This is a genomic window from Clostridium sp. AF15-41 (assembly GCF_003604095.1).
Classification (GTDB): domain Bacteria; phylum Bacillota; class Clostridia; order Lachnospirales; family Lachnospiraceae; genus Coprococcus.
In genome coordinates this window covers 95,636-115,862 of record NZ_QTMQ01000009.1, presented here as the reverse complement: position 1 = coordinate 115,862, position 20,227 = coordinate 95,636, and the positions used below count along the sequence as shown (strand labels likewise).

Here is a 20,227-nt window from a genome sequence, read left to right as displayed (position 1 = left end):
TTATGAGAAAATATGTCTGATGGTTACGAAAAAAGAATAGATATTCATAACCGCTTTAAGCAGATTTTCATATTTCGAAAGGAGATTCACAATGATTTATTCACAGGAAGTTGAAAACATGTGCCCAGTTGGACAGGGCGTACATCATGGATGTGCTCCAATTCCAGAAGAAGCAAAATGGGTACAGGCAAAAGAAGTAAAGGATATTTCAGGCTTTACACATGGTATTGGCTGGTGTGCACCACAGCAGGGTGCCTGCAAGCTGACATTAAATGTTAAGGAAGGAATTATTCAGGAAGCATTAGTTGAGACAGTTGGGTGTTCAGGTATGACTCATTCAGCAGCTATGGCAGCAGAGATCCTTCCGGGACTTACAGTTATGGAAGCTCTTAACACAGACCTTGTTTGTGATGCTATCAACACAGCTATGAGAGAGTTATTCTTACAGATCGTATACGGTCGGTCACAGAGTGCATTCTCAGAGGATGGACTTGCTATCGGTGCTGGTCTTGAAGATCTTGGTAAGGGACTTCGTTCACAGGTTGGTACTATGTACGGTACATTAAAGAAGGGTCCTAGATACCTTGAGATGGCTGAAGGATATGTAAATGCTATCGCTCTTGATGAAGAGGGTATGATCATTGGATATAAATTCGTTAACCTTGGTAAGATGACTGATTTCATTAAGAAGGGTGATGACCCTAACACAGCTTATGAGAAGTCATGTGGACAGTATGGACGTGTTGCAGATGCAGTTAAACTCATCGACCCACGTACAGACAAAGAGATTGAGAAATAATAGAAGGAGGTAACGATATAATGGCATTATTTGAATCATATGAAAGAAGAATCAAACAGATCAATGAAGTATTAAACAGCTACGGTATCTCCTCAATCGAAGAGGCAGAGAAGATTACAAAGGATGCTGGTTTAGACGTATACAATCAGGTAAAGAGCATTCAGCCTATTTGTTTTGAGAATGCATGCTGGGCATACACAGTAGGTGCAGCAATCGCAATCAAGAAGAACTGCAGAAAGGCTTCAGAAGCTGCAGCAGCAATCGGTGAAGGACTTCAGTCATTCTGTATCCCAGGTTCAGTTGCTGATACACGTAAGGTTGGTCTTGGACATGGTAACCTTGGTAAGATGTTACTGGAAGAAGAAACAAAGTGCTTCTGTTTCTTAGCAGGACATGAGTCATTCGCAGCAGCAGAAGGTGCGATCGGTATCGCAGAGAAAGCTAACAAAGTTCGTAAAGAGCCACTTCGTGTTATCTTAAACGGTCTTGGTAAGGACGCTGCTCAGATCATTTCAAGAATTAACGGTTTCACATTTGTTGAGACTGAGTACGATCCATATACAAACACAGTTAAAGAAGTATTCAGAAAGTCTTACTCAGAAGGACTTCGTGCAAAGGTTAACTGCTATGGTGCAAACTCTGTACCAGAAGGTGTTGCTATCATGCACAAAGAGGGTGTTGATGTATCTATCACCGGTAACTCAACAAACCCAACTCGTTTCCAGCATCCAGTAGCTGGTACTTATAAGAAGGAATGTAACGAGTTAGGAAAGAAGTACTTCTCAGTTGCTTCAGGTGGTGGTACAGGTCGTACACTTCACCCAGATAACATGGCAGCAGGTCCTGCTTCCTACGGTATGACAGATACACTTGGACGTATGCACAGTGACGCTCAGTTCGCTGGTTCATCATCCGTACCTGCTCACGTAGAAATGATGGGTCTGATCGGTGCTGGTAACAACCCTATGGTTGGTATGACAGTTGCTGTAGCTGTTTCTGTTGAGGAAGCAGCAAAGGCTGGTAAGTTCTAAAAAAGCTAGGAAATAAGCCAAATAAAGAAACGTGAAAATACCTGAAAAAGTGATTGTAACTAACAAACAACTAACAGGTAACTAACACTCGTAACTAACAAAAAACGGGGCAGCAATTATAATGATTGTTGCCCCATATTTTTATTTTATCTTTTCAATTTCAGTGTGAAGTTGCTTCATGGTCCTGTGGGTGTACACTTTCTCAGTCACATCCTCGATAGAATGACCAACTATCAGCTTTATGATGTATTCATCCATGTAAAAGATTTATTTGAGAGCATGGGAATTATAGATGCGGAAGATAAAGCATCGAGATTTTATGCAATTATGTATTTCTATTACAGCATTTATGATGGAGCAGTTGATAAGGAAAAAGTAAAAGAAGTTGTTTTAGCATTGAGCAGCATAGTACAAGAGTTGAAATAGGGGAGAGTCATATCATGAAGGAAAATATAGAAATTCGTTTAGAAGAAAAAAGTGAATATCGTCAAGTTGAAAAAATGGTAAGGGATAGCTTCTGGAATGTATATCGTCCCGGATGCCTGGAGCATTATGTTCTTAATCAGCTAAGAAATGATCCGGCATTTGTACCGGAATTAGATTTTGTTATGTATCGGGATGGAGAACTCATTGGTCAGAACATATTTGTAAGGACTGCAATTGCAGCAGATGACGGAAGAAATATTCCGATTATGACAATGGGACCGATCTGTATCAAGAATGAATATAAACGGAAAGGATATGGAAAAATCCTGCTTGACTATTCGTTAGAGAAGGCGGCTTAACTTGGCTGCGGTGCTTTATGTTTTGAAGGAAATATTGATTTTTACGGTAAAAGTGGTTTCAGACAGGCAAGCGAGTATGGTATCCGTTATCATGGATTGCCGGAGGGGGAAGATGCATTATTTTTTTGTGTAAAGAATTGATACCAGGGTTTCTGGATGGGATTACAGGGGAATATGCAACACCGGAGGGCTATCTGGTTGACGAGCAGGAAGTGGAAGAGTTTGATAGGCAGTTAACGATGTTCTTTTCTATTTTTAAATAATAGCTGTTGACAAGTAACCGATAGGTAACTATAATAAAGTGGCCAAAAGGTAACCGATTGATGAGGCTGATTTAGGAGACAAGTGTGGAGATTAAAGAAAAGAATACAAAGGACAAAATACTGGAAGAAGCTTTAAAATTATTTGCACAGAGCGGATATATGGGAACATCCATGAATGATATTGCTTCAAAGCTTGGAGTAACCAAGGCTGCATTGTATAAGCATTATAAAAGCAAGCAGGAGATATTGGACAGTATTATTGACAAAATGAATGAACTGGATATGGAGAGAGTAAAGCGGTATGAAATGCCGGAGGGCGATCTGGAAAAGGTTGTGGCCGAGTATAAAGAAACAGCATTTGATAAAATTAAGCAGTTTACAAAGGTGCAGTTTCTTCACTGGACAGAGGAAGAGTTTTCATCCTGTTTCCGTAAGATGCTGACATTGGAACAGTACAGGGAGCCGCAGATGGCACAGTTATATCAGAATTATCTTGCAGGTGGACCATTAACTTATATAGAAGCTTTGTTCTCGGATATGCTTGGGGATACAAGAAAAGCCAGACAGACAGCACTTGATTTTTATGGACCTATTTTTTTGCTTTACAGTATATATGATGGAGTAGATGACAAGAGTCGGGTGATAAAGCTTCTGGAAGATCACATGGATCATTTTCTACAGGAAATGTAGAAAAATATATCAAACTAAAATGTCCGGTGGTGTGATGCTGAAGGTTGCAGTTATGGAGATTTCGAGAATTATGCAGATATTTTCGACAACAGGAGGCAGAAAATGAAAGATAAAATTTTTCCTAGGACATTCGATAAACAGATCGTTTATCTGAAAAATGTTATAAATACCCCTGATATAGAGGTAGGGGATTATACAATGTACAACGATTTTGTACATGATCCGATTGATTTTGAAAAAAATAATGTTTTGTATCATTATCCTGTTAATAAGGATAAGCTAAAAATTGGAAAATTCTGTTCTATTGCATGTGGAGCAAAATTTTTATTTACCAGTGCAAATCACGCAATGGAATCGTTATCTACGTATCCGTTTCCTATTTTCTTTGAAGAATGGGGGTTGGATGCAAAGAATATATGCGATGCATGGGATAATAAGGGTGATATTGTAATTGGAAATGATGTGTGGATTGGATATGAAGCAGTTATTTTGTCTGGTGTAACAATCGGTGATGGCGCAATTATAGGCACTCGTGCAGTGGTAACAAAAGATGTGCCTTCATATACGGTAGTTGGAGGAGTGCCGGCAAAGCCAATCCGTAAACGATTTGATGAAGAAACAATTCAGAAACTTGAAGAAATCAGATGGTGGGACTGGGAAGAAGAACGAATTAAAAAGAATATTCAGGCAATACAGTCTGGTGATATAAGTATGTTAGAGCGTATGAATTAGAAATAAAAACATGACTTTAATAAAGGATATATACCATTTTAATTACAAAAGAGGTGAATGCAGACATGAGTACATTTGAACATGATCTTACAAAAGGAAATATCTGGAAGCAGCTTGTATGGTTTGCTGTGCCGTTTTTTATCAGTAATTTGATCCAGTCCTTATACAGCCTGATCGATCTGATCATTTTAGGACATTTTGGCGGAACAAATTCTATATCGGCAGCTAATATCGGAGGGCAGGTGCTTGTGATCTTGACAAATCTTGCCGCGGGACTGTCAGGCGGAGGAACTGTGATGCTTGGAAATTATCTGGGATCAAAACGTAAGGATAAGATCAATGGAGCGATCAGTACATTATTCATAACATTGACAGTTATGGCAGCAGCATTTATGGTACTGTTATTTATATTAAAACAGCCGTTACTTCGATTACTTGATACACCTGAAGAGGCATTTTCACAGGCAGAACAGTATTTGTTTATTTGCACTTTGGGCCTATTATTTATTTATGGTTATAATGCATTAAGTGCAATTATGCGTGGACTTGGTGACAGTCGGACACCGATGATCTTTGTTATGATTGCATGTGTGATCAACATTATTTTGGATCTGGTGCTGGTTGCCGGATGTCATTTAGGAGCCGGTGGTGCTGCTGTTGCAACTGTATTTGCACAGGGCTGTTCGATGTTATTTTGTATAATATATTTAAAACATCATGATTTTATGTTTGATTTCAAACCATCTTCTTTTCATTTTATAAAAGAGGAATTCCACACTCTGCTTCGTACCGGATTGCCGCTTAGTATTCAAATGGTTGGTACAAATTTTTCGTTTTTGATCTTGACTACATTCATTAACAGGGCGGGTGGTGTAGCAGCATCGGCTGCAGCAGGAATAGTAAATAACTTTAATGGATTTGCAATTCTTCCGGAAGCAGCGATCAGCTCGGCTGCATCAGCCATGATCGCACAGAATATGGGCACGAAAGATGTGAAACGATCATCAAAGACTATGCACTGTTGTCTGGTTCTCTGTATTGGTGTGTCTTTGGTCGTGTTTACGTTGATGCATATATTCCCGGAGCAGATATTTCATCTGTTTGGCGTAAAAGAAGATGTCCTGGTCTATGGTATGCCGTATATCTTTGCTTTTTCGTTTGAATATGTGGGACTTCCATTTATCATGTCATTTAATACGGTTTCAACCGCAACTGGAAATGGATGGATTACGCTGGTTACAAATATGATATCTGCATTTATCGTTCGTATTCCGTTAGCATATGTTCTGGCATTTCTTTGTGAACTTGGTGTAAGAGGAATTGCGATATCTATACCGATCGCAACAGCCGTTGGAGCTATAATATCATTTTTATTTTACAAAGCCGGAATTTGGAAAAAACACATTCTGTTATAAAAGGATTTATATGCCATATCTGAAAAATTGAGTATAATATTTCTATCCGGGCAGTACAGATATAGAATGTACCTATCCCCGGCATAGAACGAAGGTTGTAGTATGTCAGTTTGAATATGGAGCGGAAAATGGCATTTTCAGAAAATACAAAAACAGAAATTCAGATACGAGAAATTAAGGCAAAGACAATACTGCTGTTTTTTATTGTGATCACGATAACAGTAGGGGTTGTTTCATTTATAATAACAAGAAAATCTTGAAACGAGATGCAGAATAAGGTTGTTAACCTGGTTGCACAAGGAAATAGGCAGCAGATTAATAATGTGAACAGCTATCTTGGAAAGATAGAAGATACGGCGGCATTGTTATTCTCTGATGAGCTATATTATGAGTTCGATGCAACGGCGCCGGCTCTCGATACATTTGAAAAGCTTCAGACCGAGAAGACGATCAAGAACCGACTGGATGATTTGGGTATTCTGGAGAATTTCTCTGACTTTGGAATCGTGTATGCAGATGATTCTACGATTGGCTGGATATCGAATACAACGATACAGTTATTTCCAAATGGAGGGTTATTCGCTTATCTTGATAATAATATCAATATTACCAGTTGATCGGAGATGAAAATCTGATCGTGCAGGGAAAATGTGAGAATAACTGGAGAGTCATTTGCGCAGCTCCTGTTAAGGTTATTTTTTCAGAAGACCTTCAGGATACAGAGAAGGGAATACCGATCAGTGATGCAGCCAGAAATGTTCTGGATGAAGAAGGTAAGCTTGTTGGTTATGAGAAGCTTGCTGATGATAAGAGAGAACAGAATACAGATCGGTTGGAAATTTTGCCGCCGATATTTGAGAAGGAAAATATCTACGATTCCTTTAAAACGAATGCTGACTATTATCTGTATGGTAAAAAGTCCAAAGAAGAAGTTGTGGATGCAATCGTAGAGTCCTTTTATAAATAAGTGTCAGATGATTCCTATCTTGTATCTCATCCTACAAAATGATAGAATAGACAACTGAAAACGATAACCTGCTGATTAGCAGAGATAACATGGAGGATAAATCATGGCATCATGGAGAGATAATATTCGTCAGGTTGAACCATATGTACCTGGTGAGCAGCCAAAGAATACAAATGTGATCAAATTAAATACAAATGAGAATCCGTATGGACCGTCTCCAAGAGTAAAAGCGGTTCAGGATAATGAGGATCTGTTACGGTTATATCCGGATCCGACGGCAAGCGTACTGGTGGACGCACTGGCGGAGTATCATGGTGTGGATGCATCACAGGTATTTGTAGGTGTAGGTTCCGATGATGTACTTGCAATGTCATTTTTGACCTTCTTTAATTCGGATAAACCGATTCTGTTTCCGGATATCACATATTCTTTTTATGATGTATGGGCAGAACTGTTCCGGATTCCATATAAGCAGATGCCACTTGATGAGAACTTCCGTCTGAAGATAGATGATTATAAGGGCGAAAACGGTGGAATCGTATTCCCGAATCCAAACGCACCGACCGGTATCTACGAATCGTTGGATCATGTAGAGGAGATCATAAAGAACAATCCGGACGTGATCGTGATCGTAGATGAGGCATATATTGATTTTGGAGGAGAAACAGCACTTCCGTTGATCGACAAATACGACAATCTTGTGGTAGTCAGAACCTTTTCAAAATCACGTTCCATGGCGGGACTTCGAATCGGTTATGCGATCAGCAACCCTGAACTGATCAAAGCCTTAAATGATGTGAAATACTCCTATAATTCATATACGATGAACCGACCGTCTCTGGTGCTCGGTGTAGAATCCATTCATGATGATGCATATTTCAGGGAGAAGGTTGGACAGATCATTGCAACCAGAGAAAGATTTGTGAAAGAGATCGCAGAGCTTGGATTTACCTGTCTGCCATCATCTGCAAACTTTGTATTTGCAACACATGAGAGTATTCCTGCAAAGGAGATCTTTGCTGCGGCAAAAGAGAATAATATCTATGTGCGTTATTTTGATAAGCCAAGGATTGACAATTATCTGAGAATCTCGATTGGAACTGACGCAGAGATGGACACATTTGTTGCATTCTTAAAGGGATATGTAGAGACAAAGCAGAATTAAAATTTACAATGACTGAAAATTAAAAGTAATTATAGTATAAAGCTAATAAATAAGCCAAAAGAAAGATTTGTTTTTCATAAAAATATCAGAAAACAGATTTGATTTTGGCTTATTTTTTTCGCGCAGTTATGCACGTTGCGTAGATGTATGTGTTAATATAGCACAAATGACTCAAAATAGCACACGCAAAATGTTGACTTTGATCTAATCTCTTTTTATTATGGGAGTCAGAAATATTTCAGACAAAAATCCGGATTTTATCAATTTTCGAAACGTTTCAATATAAGTTACGAAGGAGAGATAAAATGAATTTTGAGGAATTTACAGAAACTATAAGAACAGGGTTGGTTCAGGTATTTGAGATGAATGATATGGACATAACCGTGAATAAAATAGTAAAAAATAATGGAATTATGCTAACAGGAATTAATATAAGACAGGCACATACGATGGTGGCACCTACGATTTATATCAATGATTTTTACAGAGAAGATGTGGATAAAAAGGAGATTGACAACATTGTACTGAAGATCAAACGAATCTATCAGGGAAGATGCAAGGAGAATCCGGTCGGGGAAGAGGTGAAAAATTATTTGGATTTTGACTGGGTAAGTGAGAGAATCTTTTATACCTTGATAAACCATTCTATGAATGAAGAAATACTGCAGAATGTCCCATATCTGCCATTCTATGATCTGGCGATTGTATTCCGTTGTGTTTTCCATATCGGTCAAAATGGGATTGCGTCATCGGTAGTATCCGAGGATGATATGAAACGATGGGGGGTAGATACGAAATTGTTGTATCAGTTGGCAGCAAAGAATACGCCACGACTTTTCCCTCCTGTAATGGATAAGATTACTCGTTATCTGAAGGTTCATGCAAACGTGCCGGATTCCTTATTAGAAGATTTCCCGCAGGACGATGATAAACTCTATGTGCTGTCTAATTCGTTTGGGATCAACGGAGCAGCGGCGCTTTTATATGAAGGTCTGCTTGCGGATTGTGCAGATCTGGTTGGGGAGGATATATATGTATTGCCATCCAGTATTCATGAAACGATATTTGCAGGGGTGTCTATAGTAGATGATCCTGAGTTGCTGACCGAGATTGTTCAGGAGGCAAACGACAAAGTTATCAGCCAGTCGGATATATTATCCTATAATGCATATCGGTACAGTAGAAAGGTGAAAAGGCTAATGATGATTCGGTCGGAACAGGAAACAGTTCCGGTATAGATCTCAAAGTATAAAGGTACATTGAAAAATAAATAACAAAAGAACTAACAGCACGGACAGATGATTCTCTGTATTGACAAAAGAAAGAGCATGACATAGAATTAAAAGGTGTATTGGGTGTAAATTTATGTGTTGAGAGGAGAACGGTGTGGCTGAAAATTATGTATCAAGGAGAGATAAAATTGTTGCATCGGCAGTCGAATTGATCGGCGATCTAGGGTTGAACGCTCTGACAACGAAAAATCTGGCTCGTAAAGAAAATATATCCGAAACCCTAATTTATAAGTATTTCGGGGGCATAGATGAAGTACTTACAGAAGTAGTTCTGCAGTATGCTGTATTTGATAAAAATATTCAGATGACGGTAGTAAAGCAGAGTGGCTCAAATATGGATAAGTTAAGGTTTTATGCAGATACATATGCTACATACTATGATAATTATATCGGTATGGGAGCAATCATGTTGCATTATGAGGAATTATTACATTTAAGTGAGACACGGGAGATTATCTCAGAATGTATACTGAAAAGAAACGAATTTGTCTGTAAGCTTTTTGAAGATGCTATAGCAGAGAGAGAGATTCGGGCGGTATTTACCCCGAGAGAATTGACATTGATGTTTAATGGTATATTTACTGAAGGCTTACTGGAGCGAAGAACAAAGTATTCGAAGAAGACATTTCGTGTGGAAGTGAAGGAAATGTTGAACCAGATTGAAAAGATGCTGAAATTCTAGTATAGGAGGAAGTTTGTCATGAGAATTTTAATTGCTGAGGACGATGTTGCAAATGCAAAGTTTTTATCAAAATATTTAAGCAAATTCGGAGAGGTTGTTATTACACCGGATGGAATTGCAGCTGTGGATGAGTTTGTAAAACACCTGGAAAAAGGCGAAAACTTCGAACTTGTATGTCTGGATATTATGATGCCAAAGATTGATGGTTATAAAGTACTTGCATCGATTCGAAATGCTGAGAGAAAGCACGGGGTATCCAGAATGCTACGTTCCAAGGTAATAATGACCAGTGCTTTGGATGAAACAAGTTTTGACAGCAATCAGGCAAGTGATGATTATGATGAATACATCTGTAAGCCGATTGATATTATGAAGTTAAATGATATTCTTAAGAAATTGGATGTAATTTAGGACAGATAGATGGATTTGTTTGATTATATGAGAGAGAATCAGAAGGATGATGATTCTCCACTGGCAAAGAGAATGCGCCCGGAAAATCTGGACGAAGTAATTGGACAGGAACATATCATAGGTAAGAATAAATTGTTATATCGTGCGATCAAGGCGGATAAGTTGGGCTCATTGATCTTTTATGGACCTCCGGGGACAGGAAAGACAACACTTGCTATGGTGATCGCGCATACGACAAAAGCGGATTTCAAACAGATCAATGCGACAACTTCCGGTAAAAAGGATATGGAGCAGATCATCGAGGAAGCAAAGAATACGAAAGCTATGTATGGCAGGCGTACGATTCTGTTTATCGATGAGATTCACAGGTTTAATAAATCGCAGCAGGATTATCTGTTGCCGTTTGTTGAAGATGGAACGATCATATTGATCGGTGCCACAACGGAGAATCCATATTTTGAAGTGAATGGAGCTTTGATTTCGAGGTCGAATATATTCGAGCTAAAGCCGTTATCAAAAGAGAACATTAAAGACATTATCTTAAAGGCTGTTTATGACCAGAAGGGCATGGGAGCCTTTAATGTATGTATAGATGATGATGCGGTAGAGTTCTTAAGTGATATGTCGGAGGGAGACGCCAGAAGTGCATTAAATGCAGTGGAACTTGGCGTGCTTTCTTCAGAGCCGGCAGCGGACGGCAGGATTCATATAACTCTGGCAGTAGCAGAGGAATGTATTCAGCGGCGGGCACTTCGGTATGATAAAGACGGAGATAATCATTATGACATTATATCAGCATTTATAAAAAGCATGCGTGGATCAGATCCGGATGCAGCTGTTTTCTATCTGGCTAAGATGCTTTACGGTGGTGAGAGTATCACGTTTATTGCCAGGAGAATTATGATTTGTGCCTGTGAGGATGTTGGAAATGCAGATCCGAATGCAATCTGTGTTGCAACGGCATGTGCGCAGGCAGTGGAACGGGTTGGTATGCCGGAGGCACAGATCATACTGGCACATGCAGCTATATATGTGGCGTGTGCTCCAAAGAGCAATGCTATTGTGAATGCGATCTTTTCTGCGAAGGATGTCGTAGAACATGAACAGTCGGGGCAGGTTCCGGTCTATCTTCGAGATGCACATTATGGCGGAGCGAAGAAGCTTGGACATACAGGTTATAAATATGCACATGATTATCCCAATCATTATGTAAAACAGCAGTATCTGCCGGATGAGATTGCGGACAGGCAGTTTTATGAGCCGTCGGATAACGGATATGAGCAGAATATAAAACAATATTTTAAGAAGATAAAGGAAGGACTTTAATGGAGATAATAAAGCGGATAGCAGCTTTTCTTATGATCCTAGTGATCTTAGGACTGGTTGTTTGGGCGTTTATCCTTGGGATAACAGGAAGTGAATATTTTTCGGCAGCATTGTTTCTGTGTATTCTGGTACCGGTACTATTTTATGGAATCAGTCTGGTCACAAGGCTGCTTACAGCAAAAGGAAAAGAACTTGCGGATCAGACCGGGTCAGACGTCGAAACAAAAAAGAATAATGTTGAAAAATAAGGTATAATCTGATATACTCTATAAAGTTTTAAAAATTGAAACGAGGTATGTAACATGAGTTTATTATCACAGTGGCGCGAATATGCGTATGGTTTTGATGACAGAACACCGGAAGGAAAGCAATTCTGGTTTGATTATTTTCAGGCTGAAAAAGGAATCTATGAAACAATTCTTGCAACACCAAAGGCAGATCCTGTGAAAGGAACTGTGAAAGAACTTGCAGAGAAGTATAATGTCAGCATTCAGACAATGATCGGTTTCCTGGATGGAATTGATGACAGTTTGATCACATCTAACAATCTGGATGATGTAACAGAGGATTCAGAAGTAACACTGGGTATTGATTATGAGAAACTGTATATGAATATGGTTGGGTGTAATGCAGAATGGTTATATACATTACCTGCATGGGATAAGATCTTTACAAAAGAAAAGCGAGACGAGCTTTATAAAAAAGAGAAGACATCCAGAACACTTGTAAAACCTCCAAAGGTTGGAAGAAATGATCCATGTCCATGTGGTAGCGGTAAGAAGTATAAGAAGTGCTGCGGTAGATAATCAGTTACAGGGTAACTATAGCAGAATTCAATAACAGGGAAAGACAAAGAGAACAGACAGATGGTGGTATCCGTCCTGTTCTCTTTTCAGTTGAAGGGAAGAAACAATTGGAAAAGAAACAGCAATTCAGCAAAGAACAAACAGATGCGATCCGGTATGAAGATGGACCTATGCTGGTCCTGGCGGGACCCGGAAGCGGCAAAACAACCGTAATTACGTATCGTGTGAAATATATGCTGGAGCAGACAGGTATAAACGGGAATCAGATTCTGGTGATAACATTTACAAAAGCTGCAGCAAATGAAATGAGGACACGATTTGAGAAAATAAGTGGTTATTCCGATGGAGTTACATTTGGAACATTTCATTCTGTGTTTTTCATGATCCTACGTCATGCTTACGGATATAATAGTAGCAATATTATACTCGAATCAGAGAAGTATCAGATCATAAATGGAATCATTGAAAAGCATAATATGGAATATAACGGACAGGATGATTTTGCAAAGAATGTGATAGCAGAGATCGGCTTGGTAAAAAGTGAGATGAAACCGGTGGAACAGTACCATTCAGTGAATATGAAGGCAGATGATTTTCAAATCACTTACCGGGAATATGATGAGATCCTGCGTGCAAACAATAAAATCGATTTTGATGATATGCTTGTATTTACATATGAATTGCTTCGTGACAGATCGGATATTCGGAAAATGTGGCAACAGAGATTTCAATATATTCTGATCGATGAGTTTCAGGATATCAATTGGATACAGTACCAAACCGTAAAACTTCTGCTTGGAAAGAAACAGAATATATTTGCTGTAGGGGATGATGATCAGTCAGTCTATGGGTTCCGTGGAGCGGATACAAAGCTTATGCTTGGATTTCCAAATGAATTTCCGGGAACAAGGCTGGTATATCTGAATACAAATTACAGATGCAGCAGTGCCATTGTAGAATCTGCTTGTCGTATTATAAAGAATAATAAGGAAAGATATAAAAAGGCAATTCATTCGGCATTTGAAAAAAGTCAGTGTGAACGGGTTCATGTGATCGAAGTGGATGGAATGAGACAGGAAACAGACGGGATTGTACAGAAAATTCGGAAGATGAATCAAAACGGAATCCCGTATTCGAATATTGCTGTACTTTACAGGACAAATTCTGAACCATCAGGACTTGCAATGAAGCTGATGCAGAGTAATATCCCTTTTCGTGTGAAGGATAGTATACCTGATCTGATGTCACATTTCGTAGTTGTGAATATTCTTGATTATATAAAGGCAGCACTTGGAAACAGGGAACGAGCTTTGTTTTTACGAATTATAAATCGTCCGAATCGATACGTAAGCCGGGAAAGTCTGGAGACTGATCCGGTTGATACGGAACGGATGAAAGAATTCTATAGGGATAATAACAGGCTGGTACAGAATCTGGTAACACTGGAAGCAGATCTCAGAAGAATCGCAGAATTAAAGCCATATGCAGCGGTTAATTATATCAGAAAAGCAGTTGGGTATGACGAGTATTTGAAGGAATATGCCTCATACAGAGGGATTAATCCGCAGGAGTATATGGATATTGCGGATGAATTTCAGGAAATGGCACGGGATGCGGATTCTTTTATTGAATGGTTTAATTTTTTAAATGAATACAGGATAAAGCTTAAGGAACAGATGAAGACGACGGATCACACCAGGGATGCAGTTGTACTTGCTACGATGCATGGGGCAAAAGGTCTGGAATTTGATCAGGTATTTATCATGAATGCGGTAGAGGGGATGACCCCTCATAAGAAGTCGGTTGCGGATGCTGAATTAGAAGAAGAGCGTAGGATGTTCTATGTTGCAGTTACCAGAGCACGGTACGGATTATATATCTATGTACCTAAGGTGGTTTATGGAAAGGCAGCCCAGATATCGCGTTTTGTCACAGAGATGGTAGTTGATCATGATATGCTGCAGATTGGAAATAAAATCATCCACAAACGATATGGCAGAGGTGTCATAACATTTGTGGATGATAAAAAAATTTGTGTTTATTTTGAGAAAGACCAGATCACAAAAACATTAAGTATTGAATATACGATTAAAAATAATCTGGTTACCATGTCTGAAGATGACTAATCATCTTCAGACATGGAATTGAATTCCATTTCGTCTAAGATTTCATCAAAAGCATCTGCGACAATATCAAATTCTTCTTCGTCTTCGATCGGTTCTAAGGTGAACTCGTCATTTGGAAGCTCGATATAGCGGTATACAAGGACTTCGTCATCATCGTAGCCTTCCGGTGCTTCTATAGGAAGCAAAGCAATATAAGAGGTATCTTCAACATCGAAGGTTGCAACAATCTCACATTCGAGCTTTGTTCCGTCATCAAGTTCAAGGGACATCATTTCGATATCATCTAATTCTTCATCATTCTGTTTTGACATGTTTGATCTCCTTATCAAATAAAATTACCGGTAACTTTATGATATGTTGTTATCATTTAAAATCATATTGACCGGATAATTCCATGATAATGGAAAAATAACAAAAAGTCTACATCCAAATTTTTATAAAGCAATAAAATGCAGGTGCTTTATTCATTGAATTATATGTATAAATATGATAAAATTAATATTATTTTGGAGTTATTCCATGGGAGGAAATTAGAGAAGATGAAGAAAGTTGCTTATATTGCTTCAGAGTGTGTGCCATTTATCAAAACGGGTGGTCTGGCGGATGTTGTAGGAACACTTCCAAAAATATTTGACAGAAATGAATATGATGTTCGGGTTATTATGCCAAACTATCTTTGTATTCCAAATAAATACAGAGAAAAGATGCAGTACCTGACTCATTTCTATATGGATATTGGATACAAGAATGATTATGTTGGGGTTATGTATCTGGAGTACGAAGGAGTAAAAGTATATTTCATTGACAATGAATATTATTTCAATGGCTTCACTCCATATGGAGATGTAAAGTGGGATATTGAAAAGTTCAGCTTCTTTTCAAAGGCAGCGTTATGTATCCTGCCGGCAGTTGGATTTCAGCCGGATATCCTGCACTGCCATGACTGGCAGGCGGGTCTGGTTCCGGTATATTTGAAAACATTATTTGCCGGAAATCCGTTTTTCAGTGGAATGAAGTCGGTTATGACGATCCATAATTTACAGTTTCAGGGTAAATGGGATATCGATACGATCAAGGCGGATTCCGGTCTTCCGGATTATGTATTTACACCGGATAAGCTGGAAGTCAGAAAAGATGCAAGTATGTTAAAGGGTGGTCTTGTATATGCAGACAAGATCACAACAGTAAGTAACACATATGCCAGAGAGATTCAGACACCATATTACGGTGAAGGCTTGGATGGACTTCTGAGTGCAAGATGGCAGTCACTCTGGGGAATTGTAAACGGAATTGATTATGATGTATGGAATCCGGCAACAGATCCACAGGTATATAAGAATTACAGTGTAGATAACTTCCGTGAACTGAAAAAGATCAATAAGGTTGAACTTCAGAAGGAATGTGGACTTCCACAGGATGATAAGCAGTTTGTGATCGGTATCATATCCAGACTGACAGACCAGAAGGGACTGGATCTGGTTGATCGCATTATGAATGATATTTGTTGCGATGGTGTCCAATTTATCGTTCTCGGAACCGGAGATAGCAGATATGAAGATATGTTCCGTTATTATCAGGGCATTCATCCGGCAAAGGTTTCAGCGAATATTTATTATTCGGATGAAAGATCTCATAAGATGTATGCTGGCTGTGATGTTATGCTTGTTCCATCCAGATTTGAGCCATGTGGTCTGACCCAGTTAATGGCACTTCGTTATGGAACAGTTCCGATCGTAAGAGAGACAGGAGGACTTAAGGACACGGTAGAACCATACAATCAGTTTGAGAATACAGGAACAGGTTTCTCATTTGCAAATTACAATGCATATGAGTTGCTTGATGCGATCAACTATGCAAAGGAAGTTTATTATAATAATAAAGACGCATGGTATGGTATTCAGGAGCGTGGCATGAGAATGGATTACTCATGGTATAATTCAGCAAAGATCTATAATGATCTGTATAATTCATTATAAAATGAACGAACAAACTTATTTTTCATAAATGAAAAATCAGGCAGAAGATGTTGCGATACATTTTCTGCCTTTTTACCGCAGAACGGAGAGACAAGCTGCGTGAATATGAAAATATGCGGATCTGCGCAGGAAAGGTGGTTTCATATGGCTTTTGACGGAGTTGTAATATCAAATGTTGTAAGTGATCTGAAAAAGAAATTAGTGGATGGAAGGATCTATAAGATCTATCAGCCGGAAAATGATGAACTGAATATTATTATAAAAAACAACAGGGAGAATTACCGCTTACTGTTATCTGCAGATGCAAGTCTACCTCTGATCTATCTGCTGCAGGTGCCGAAGGAGAATCCGATGACAGCTCCGAATTTCTGTATGCTGCTTCGTAAGCATATCGGAAATGGCAGAATCGTAGATGTCTGCCAGCCGGGTTTTGAACGTATCGTGGAATTCACGATCGAGCATCTTGATGAGATGGGAGATCTGCGCAGAAAGAAACTTATCATAGAGATCATGGGTAAGCACAGTAATATTATCTTCACGGATGCGGATGGAATGATCATTGACAGTATCAAACATATATCCCATCTGGTAAGCTCGGTAAGAGAGGTACTTCCGGGTAAAGCGTATGTATATCCGCCGTCCGGTGATAAGCGTCCCCCATATGATGCAGACCGGGATTATTTTATATCTACGGTATATACAAAACCGGTAACTGTCACAAAGGCAATTTATTCCTCTGTTACAGGTATTTCACCGCTGATCGCAAATGAGCTTTGTTATCGCGCGGGGATTGATGGCGGACAGTCAACAGCAGCGTTAACGGATATTCAGAAAGAGAAGCTGTATCAGGAATTTGAGAAACTGTTTTCCGATATAAATACAGAAAACTATGTGCCGAATATTGTATATGACGGGTATGTTCCGGTTGAATTTTCATCGGTAAGACTCAGTATGTATCAGGACTATCAGGCAGAAGATAAGGATGAAATTTCAAAGGTTTTAGATGAGTATTACTTTAAGAAGAGCAAGGTAACAAGAATCCGGCAGAAGTCGGCAGACCTGCGGAAGATCATCTCAACTGCAATCGAAAGAACCAGCAAGAAATATGATCTGCAGTTAAAGCAGATGAAGGATACCGAAGACCGGGAGAAATATAAGGTATATGGTGAGCTGATCAATACCTATGGATATGGAGTGGCGCAGGGAGCAAAGAGTTTCCATGCACTGAATTATTATACGAATGAAGAAATTGAGATTCCACTCGATCCAACGATATCGGTGCTTGAAAATGCCAAACGATATTTTGCAAAGTACAATAAACAGAAGAGGACGTATGAAGCATTAGAAAAGCTGATTGTTGAGACGGGACATGAGTTGGAATATCTTCAGTCGGTTCAGGCATTTATCGATATGACTCTGGATGAGAATGCATTGGCACAAGTGAAAGAGGAGCTTATGATAAGCGGATATATCAAAGGCAGATACGGAAAAAAGGGGGACAAGCATACGAATAAGAGTAAACCGTATCATTACATTTCGTCTGACGGCTTTCATATGTATGTCGGAAAGAATAATCTGCAGAATGATGAACTGACCTTCAAGTTTGCAAATGGTGGAGATATGTGGTTCCATGCCAAGAAGATGCCCGGATCACATGTGATCGTACGGATGGAGGGAGCGGAAGAACTTCCGGACCAGACTTATGAAGAGGCGGCAAGGCTTGCGGCATATTATTCCTCCGGCAGAGAAAACCCAAAGGTGGAGATCGACTATACAAAAAGGATGAATCTGAAAAAACCGGCAGGGGCAAAACCCGGATTTGTAATTTATCATACAAACTATTCTATGATAGCCGAGCCGACGATACACGGAATAGAAGAGGTAATCAGATAAAATATTTGATTTTTTATAGTGGTTGAAGTATAATATAGTATCCATTGTTTTAAGGAGAATGTGATTTTATGATTAAGAGTATGACAGGCTTTGGAAGAAGCGAAGTTGTTTCCGGAGCCCGTAAGATAGTTGTGGAGATTAAGGCTGTTAATCACAGGTTTTGCGAGATCAATGTAAAAACACCAAAGAAACTGAGTTTTTTTGAAACAACTATAAGAGCATATTTAAAGAAGTATATAGAACGTGGTAAGGTAGATGTCTTTATCACTTATGAAGATCTGACCGAGACAAATGTCTCAGTAAAATATAATAAGGAGCTGGCAGAGGAATATGTTGGCTATATGAATCAGATGGCAGCAGATTTCAATCTTACAAATGATATCAGTCCATCGGTTATATGCAGACTTCCGGAGATTTTTGTTCTGGAAGAGCAGACAGTAGATGAAGATGAGTTATGGAGCCTGATACAGGGTGCACTTGACGAGGCGGCTGATAAGTTTGTGAAGTCAAGAATGGTGGAAGGTGAGAACCTGAAGGTTAATCTGTTGGAGAAGCTTGATAATATGACGGCTGCAGTTGATTATATCGAAGAAGTTTCTCCGGAGCTAATAACAGCATACAGACAGAAGCTGATCGATAAGATTTCAGAACTGGTTGACAGTTCAGTTATTGATGAGAATCGTATTGCGACTGAGGTAGTTATATATGCGGACAAGATATGTGTAGATGAGGAAACGGTTCGATTAAAGAGCCACATTGACAGCACCAGAAAGATACTGGAGGCAGGCGGAAGTGTCGGAAGAAAGCTCGATTTTATTGCACAGGAGATGAACAGAGAGGCGAATACGATCCTTTCCAAGGCGAATTCTCTAGATGTATCGAACCGGGCGATCGAATTAAAAACAGATATCGAAAAAGTCAGAGAACAGATACAGAATTTGGAGTAAAAAAGATGGGAAACAGAGGTTCGTTAATTGTAATTTCGGGTTTTTCGGGAGTTGGAAAAGGAACGGTCGTAAAAAGACTGGTATCTGATTACGGATATGAATTATCTATATCAGCAACAACAAGAAGTCCACGTGCCGGTGAAGAACATGGAAGAGAATATTTCTTTATGGACAAGAGTGAGTTTGAGAATCTGATCGATTACGGTGGATTTATCGAGTGGACACAGTATGTTGAGAATTATTATGGAACACCGAGAAAGTTTGTAGAAGAAAGTCTGGATCAGGGTAAGAACATTATTCTTGAGATAGAAGTTATGGGTGCTATGAAGATTAAAGAACAGTACCCGGATGCATTGCTGATCTTTATCAGTGCGCCAAGCATAGACAGTCTGCGCGACAGATTGCGTGGAAGAGGTACAGAAGCAGAAGATGTGATACTGAAGCGTTTAAAGAAGGCAACAGAAGAATCAGCAGACATGGATAAATATGACTACATTGTTATCAATGATGATCTGGAGGAGTGCATACAGACGGTGAATTCAGTAATTGTAGGATATGCATGCAGAACATCGAATAATAAGGCATATATAAAAGAAATAAGGGATGACCTGAAAGGCATCTGGTAAGAAAAATAAATTCAGAAAGGGGATATAATATTATGTTACATCCATCATACACAGACTTAATGGCAGTTGTTAATTCAGAGGTTGAACCGGGAGAACATCCGGTAGTTCAGAGTAGATATTCTATCGTGCTTGCAACCGCTAAGCGTGCAAGAGAGATAATCGCAGGACAGGAGCCACTTGTAAATACAGCAAGCAACAAGCCTTTATCAATAGCAGTTGATGAGCTTTACAGCGGCAAAGTAAAGATTGTTGGCGATGACGAAGAAGAGAACTAATCAGAAAAAGAGGTTGTTGC

24 protein-coding genes are annotated in these 20,227 nt (G+C 39.2%); 23 read left to right on the top strand and 1 reads right to left on the bottom strand.

What is annotated here, in order from left to right; all coding sequences use genetic code 11:
* The first annotated feature begins 91 nt into the window (after positions 1 to 91).
* The 18 genes from DWW43_RS08080 (at position 92) to DWW43_RS08000 (ending at position 14,490) form a co-directional block, all read left to right on the top strand.
* Complete coding sequence (locus tag DWW43_RS08080; protein ID WP_008401546.1) at positions 92 to 799, top strand: nitrogen-fixing protein NifU; 708 nt, start codon at positions 92 to 94, stop codon at positions 797 to 799.
* Between the two features lie 20 nt (positions 800 to 819).
* A complete protein-coding gene (locus tag DWW43_RS08075) occupies positions 820 to 1,830 on the top strand; it encodes a GGGtGRT protein (RefSeq protein WP_008401547.1) in 1,011 nt (336 codons plus the stop codon).
* Positions 1,831 to 2,109: 279 nt separating this feature from the next.
* Positions 2,110 to 2,256 (top strand): hypothetical protein, encoded by a 147-nt coding sequence (locus tag DWW43_RS12095; RefSeq protein ID WP_165853045.1) that lies wholly within the window; start codon positions 2,110 to 2,112, stop codon positions 2,254 to 2,256.
* A 14-nt stretch (positions 2,257 to 2,270) separates the two neighbouring features.
* On the top strand, positions 2,271 to 2,615 hold the full coding sequence (locus DWW43_RS12465) for a hypothetical protein (RefSeq protein ID WP_347475258.1): 345 nt from the start codon (positions 2,271 to 2,273) through the stop codon (positions 2,613 to 2,615).
* A gap of 125 nt (positions 2,616 to 2,740) precedes the next feature.
* Complete coding sequence (locus tag DWW43_RS12460) at positions 2,741 to 2,878, top strand: hypothetical protein (protein WP_274922252.1); 138 nt, start codon at positions 2,741 to 2,743, stop codon at positions 2,876 to 2,878.
* A gap of 84 nt (positions 2,879 to 2,962) precedes the next feature.
* Positions 2,963 to 3,568 carry a TetR/AcrR family transcriptional regulator gene (locus DWW43_RS08060; protein ID WP_119963252.1) on the top strand — a complete coding sequence of 202 codons (606 nt, stop codon included), beginning with the start codon at positions 2,963 to 2,965 and terminating at the stop codon, positions 3,566 to 3,568.
* A gap of 102 nt (positions 3,569 to 3,670) precedes the next feature.
* On the top strand, positions 3,671 to 4,300 hold the full coding sequence (locus DWW43_RS08055) for a CatB-related O-acetyltransferase (RefSeq protein ID WP_008401554.1): 630 nt from the start codon (positions 3,671 to 3,673) through the stop codon (positions 4,298 to 4,300).
* 65 nt (positions 4,301 to 4,365) lie between these two features.
* The gene (locus DWW43_RS08050; RefSeq protein ID WP_119963251.1) at positions 4,366 to 5,715 is read left to right on the top strand and encodes an MATE family efflux transporter; all 1,350 of its coding nucleotides are present in this window, start codon (positions 4,366 to 4,368) and stop codon (positions 5,713 to 5,715) included.
* 323 nt (positions 5,716 to 6,038) lie between these two features.
* Positions 6,039 to 6,332, top strand: coding sequence for a hypothetical protein (locus DWW43_RS08045; RefSeq protein WP_133302407.1), 294 nt, complete (start codon positions 6,039 to 6,041; stop codon positions 6,330 to 6,332).
* Positions 6,329 to 6,682, top strand: coding sequence for a hypothetical protein (locus tag DWW43_RS08040; protein ID WP_119963249.1), 354 nt, complete (start codon positions 6,329 to 6,331; stop codon positions 6,680 to 6,682). The genes DWW43_RS08045 and DWW43_RS08040 overlap by 4 nt, the downstream gene beginning before the upstream one ends.
* Positions 6,683 to 6,785: 103 nt before the next feature.
* The gene (hisC, locus tag DWW43_RS08035) at positions 6,786 to 7,847 is read left to right on the top strand and encodes a histidinol-phosphate transaminase (RefSeq protein ID WP_119963248.1); all 1,062 of its coding nucleotides are present in this window, start codon (positions 6,786 to 6,788) and stop codon (positions 7,845 to 7,847) included.
* A 305-nt stretch (positions 7,848 to 8,152) separates the two neighbouring features.
* Positions 8,153 to 9,085 carry a DUF5688 family protein gene (locus DWW43_RS08030; protein WP_119963247.1) on the top strand — a complete coding sequence of 311 codons (933 nt, stop codon included), beginning with the start codon at positions 8,153 to 8,155 and terminating at the stop codon, positions 9,083 to 9,085.
* Between the two features lie 148 nt (positions 9,086 to 9,233).
* On the top strand, positions 9,234 to 9,821 hold the full coding sequence (locus DWW43_RS08025) for a TetR/AcrR family transcriptional regulator (RefSeq protein WP_008401562.1): 588 nt from the start codon (positions 9,234 to 9,236) through the stop codon (positions 9,819 to 9,821).
* A gap of 18 nt (positions 9,822 to 9,839) precedes the next feature.
* The gene (locus DWW43_RS08020; RefSeq protein ID WP_008401563.1) at positions 9,840 to 10,232 is read left to right on the top strand and encodes a response regulator; all 393 of its coding nucleotides are present in this window, start codon (positions 9,840 to 9,842) and stop codon (positions 10,230 to 10,232) included.
* Between the two features lie 9 nt (positions 10,233 to 10,241).
* Entirely contained in the window at positions 10,242 to 11,558 is a 1,317-nt protein-coding gene (locus DWW43_RS08015; RefSeq protein ID WP_008401564.1) for a replication-associated recombination protein A, read from the top strand.
* On the top strand, positions 11,558 to 11,806 hold the full coding sequence (locus DWW43_RS08010; RefSeq protein ID WP_119963246.1) for a hypothetical protein: 249 nt from the start codon (positions 11,558 to 11,560) through the stop codon (positions 11,804 to 11,806). The genes DWW43_RS08015 and DWW43_RS08010 overlap by 1 nt, the downstream gene beginning before the upstream one ends.
* 54 nt (positions 11,807 to 11,860) lie before the next feature.
* On the top strand, positions 11,861 to 12,364 hold the full coding sequence (locus tag DWW43_RS08005) for an SEC-C metal-binding domain-containing protein (RefSeq protein ID WP_008401566.1): 504 nt from the start codon (positions 11,861 to 11,863) through the stop codon (positions 12,362 to 12,364).
* Between the two features lie 107 nt (positions 12,365 to 12,471).
* Positions 12,472 to 14,490: an ATP-dependent helicase gene (locus tag DWW43_RS08000; RefSeq protein ID WP_119963245.1), complete on the top strand. Its 2,019-nt coding sequence runs from the start codon at positions 12,472 to 12,474 to the stop codon at positions 14,488 to 14,490.
* Here the strand turns inward: DWW43_RS08000 and DWW43_RS07995 are convergent.
* Complete coding sequence (locus DWW43_RS07995) at positions 14,487 to 14,801, bottom strand: DUF1292 domain-containing protein (protein WP_008401569.1); 315 nt, start codon at positions 14,799 to 14,801, stop codon at positions 14,487 to 14,489. The genes DWW43_RS08000 and DWW43_RS07995 overlap by 4 nt on opposite strands.
* A 228-nt stretch (positions 14,802 to 15,029) precedes the next feature.
* Here DWW43_RS07995 and glgA point away from each other — a divergent pair, with 228 nt between their 5' ends.
* The 5 genes from glgA (at position 15,030) to rpoZ (ending at position 20,207) form a co-directional block, all read left to right on the top strand.
* A complete protein-coding gene (glgA, locus tag DWW43_RS07990) occupies positions 15,030 to 16,466 on the top strand; it encodes a glycogen synthase GlgA (RefSeq protein WP_044945451.1) in 1,437 nt (478 codons plus the stop codon).
* A gap of 144 nt (positions 16,467 to 16,610) precedes the next feature.
* Positions 16,611 to 18,359 (top strand): NFACT RNA binding domain-containing protein, encoded by a 1,749-nt coding sequence (locus DWW43_RS07985; protein WP_119963244.1) that lies wholly within the window; start codon positions 16,611 to 16,613, stop codon positions 18,357 to 18,359.
* A 68-nt stretch (positions 18,360 to 18,427) separates the two neighbouring features.
* Positions 18,428 to 19,306 (top strand): YicC/YloC family endoribonuclease, encoded by an 879-nt coding sequence (locus tag DWW43_RS07980; protein WP_008401574.1) that lies wholly within the window; start codon positions 18,428 to 18,430, stop codon positions 19,304 to 19,306.
* Between the two features lie 5 nt (positions 19,307 to 19,311).
* The gene (gene gmk / locus DWW43_RS07975) at positions 19,312 to 19,932 is read left to right on the top strand and encodes a guanylate kinase (RefSeq protein WP_008401576.1); all 621 of its coding nucleotides are present in this window, start codon (positions 19,312 to 19,314) and stop codon (positions 19,930 to 19,932) included.
* A gap of 32 nt (positions 19,933 to 19,964) precedes the next feature.
* Positions 19,965 to 20,207: a DNA-directed RNA polymerase subunit omega gene (gene rpoZ, locus DWW43_RS07970; RefSeq protein ID WP_044945455.1), complete on the top strand. Its 243-nt coding sequence runs from the start codon at positions 19,965 to 19,967 to the stop codon at positions 20,205 to 20,207.
* Positions 20,208 to 20,227: the final 20 nt, after the last annotated feature.

What these genes read in the sequence shown, in the direction of transcription:
- DWW43_RS08080 (WP_008401546.1), top strand. Translation starts at nt 92, where the DNA reads ATGATTTATTCACAGGAAGTTGAAAACATGTGCCCAGTTGGACAGGGC.
- DWW43_RS08075 (WP_008401547.1), top strand. Translation starts at nt 820, where the DNA reads ATGGCATTATTTGAATCATATGAAAGAAGAATCAAACAGATCAATGAA.
- DWW43_RS12095 (WP_165853045.1), top strand. Translation starts at nt 2,110, where the DNA reads ATGGGAATTATAGATGCGGAAGATAAAGCATCGAGATTTTATGCAATT.
- DWW43_RS12465 (WP_347475258.1), top strand. Translation starts at nt 2,271, where the DNA reads ATGAAGGAAAATATAGAAATTCGTTTAGAAGAAAAAAGTGAATATCGT.
- DWW43_RS08055 (WP_008401554.1), top strand. Translation starts at nt 3,671, where the DNA reads ATGAAAGATAAAATTTTTCCTAGGACATTCGATAAACAGATCGTTTAT.
- DWW43_RS08050 (WP_119963251.1), top strand. Translation starts at nt 4,366, where the DNA reads ATGAGTACATTTGAACATGATCTTACAAAAGGAAATATCTGGAAGCAG.
- hisC (WP_119963248.1), top strand. Translation starts at nt 6,786, where the DNA reads ATGGCATCATGGAGAGATAATATTCGTCAGGTTGAACCATATGTACCT.
- DWW43_RS08030 (WP_119963247.1), top strand. Translation starts at nt 8,153, where the DNA reads ATGAATTTTGAGGAATTTACAGAAACTATAAGAACAGGGTTGGTTCAG.
- DWW43_RS08020 (WP_008401563.1), top strand. Translation starts at nt 9,840, where the DNA reads ATGAGAATTTTAATTGCTGAGGACGATGTTGCAAATGCAAAGTTTTTA.
- DWW43_RS08015 (WP_008401564.1), top strand. Translation starts at nt 10,242, where the DNA reads ATGGATTTGTTTGATTATATGAGAGAGAATCAGAAGGATGATGATTCT.
- DWW43_RS08010 (WP_119963246.1), top strand. Translation starts at nt 11,558, where the DNA reads ATGGAGATAATAAAGCGGATAGCAGCTTTTCTTATGATCCTAGTGATC.
- DWW43_RS08005 (WP_008401566.1), top strand. Translation starts at nt 11,861, where the DNA reads ATGAGTTTATTATCACAGTGGCGCGAATATGCGTATGGTTTTGATGAC.
- DWW43_RS07995 (WP_008401569.1), bottom strand. Translation starts at nt 14,801, where the DNA reads ATGTCAAAACAGAATGATGAAGAATTAGATGATATCGAAATGATGTCC.
- glgA (WP_044945451.1), top strand. Translation starts at nt 15,030, where the DNA reads ATGAAGAAAGTTGCTTATATTGCTTCAGAGTGTGTGCCATTTATCAAA.
- DWW43_RS07985 (WP_119963244.1), top strand. Translation starts at nt 16,611, where the DNA reads ATGGCTTTTGACGGAGTTGTAATATCAAATGTTGTAAGTGATCTGAAA.
- DWW43_RS07980 (WP_008401574.1), top strand. Translation starts at nt 18,428, where the DNA reads ATGATTAAGAGTATGACAGGCTTTGGAAGAAGCGAAGTTGTTTCCGGA.
- gmk (WP_008401576.1), top strand. Translation starts at nt 19,312, where the DNA reads ATGGGAAACAGAGGTTCGTTAATTGTAATTTCGGGTTTTTCGGGAGTT.
- rpoZ (WP_044945455.1), top strand. Translation starts at nt 19,965, where the DNA reads ATGTTACATCCATCATACACAGACTTAATGGCAGTTGTTAATTCAGAG.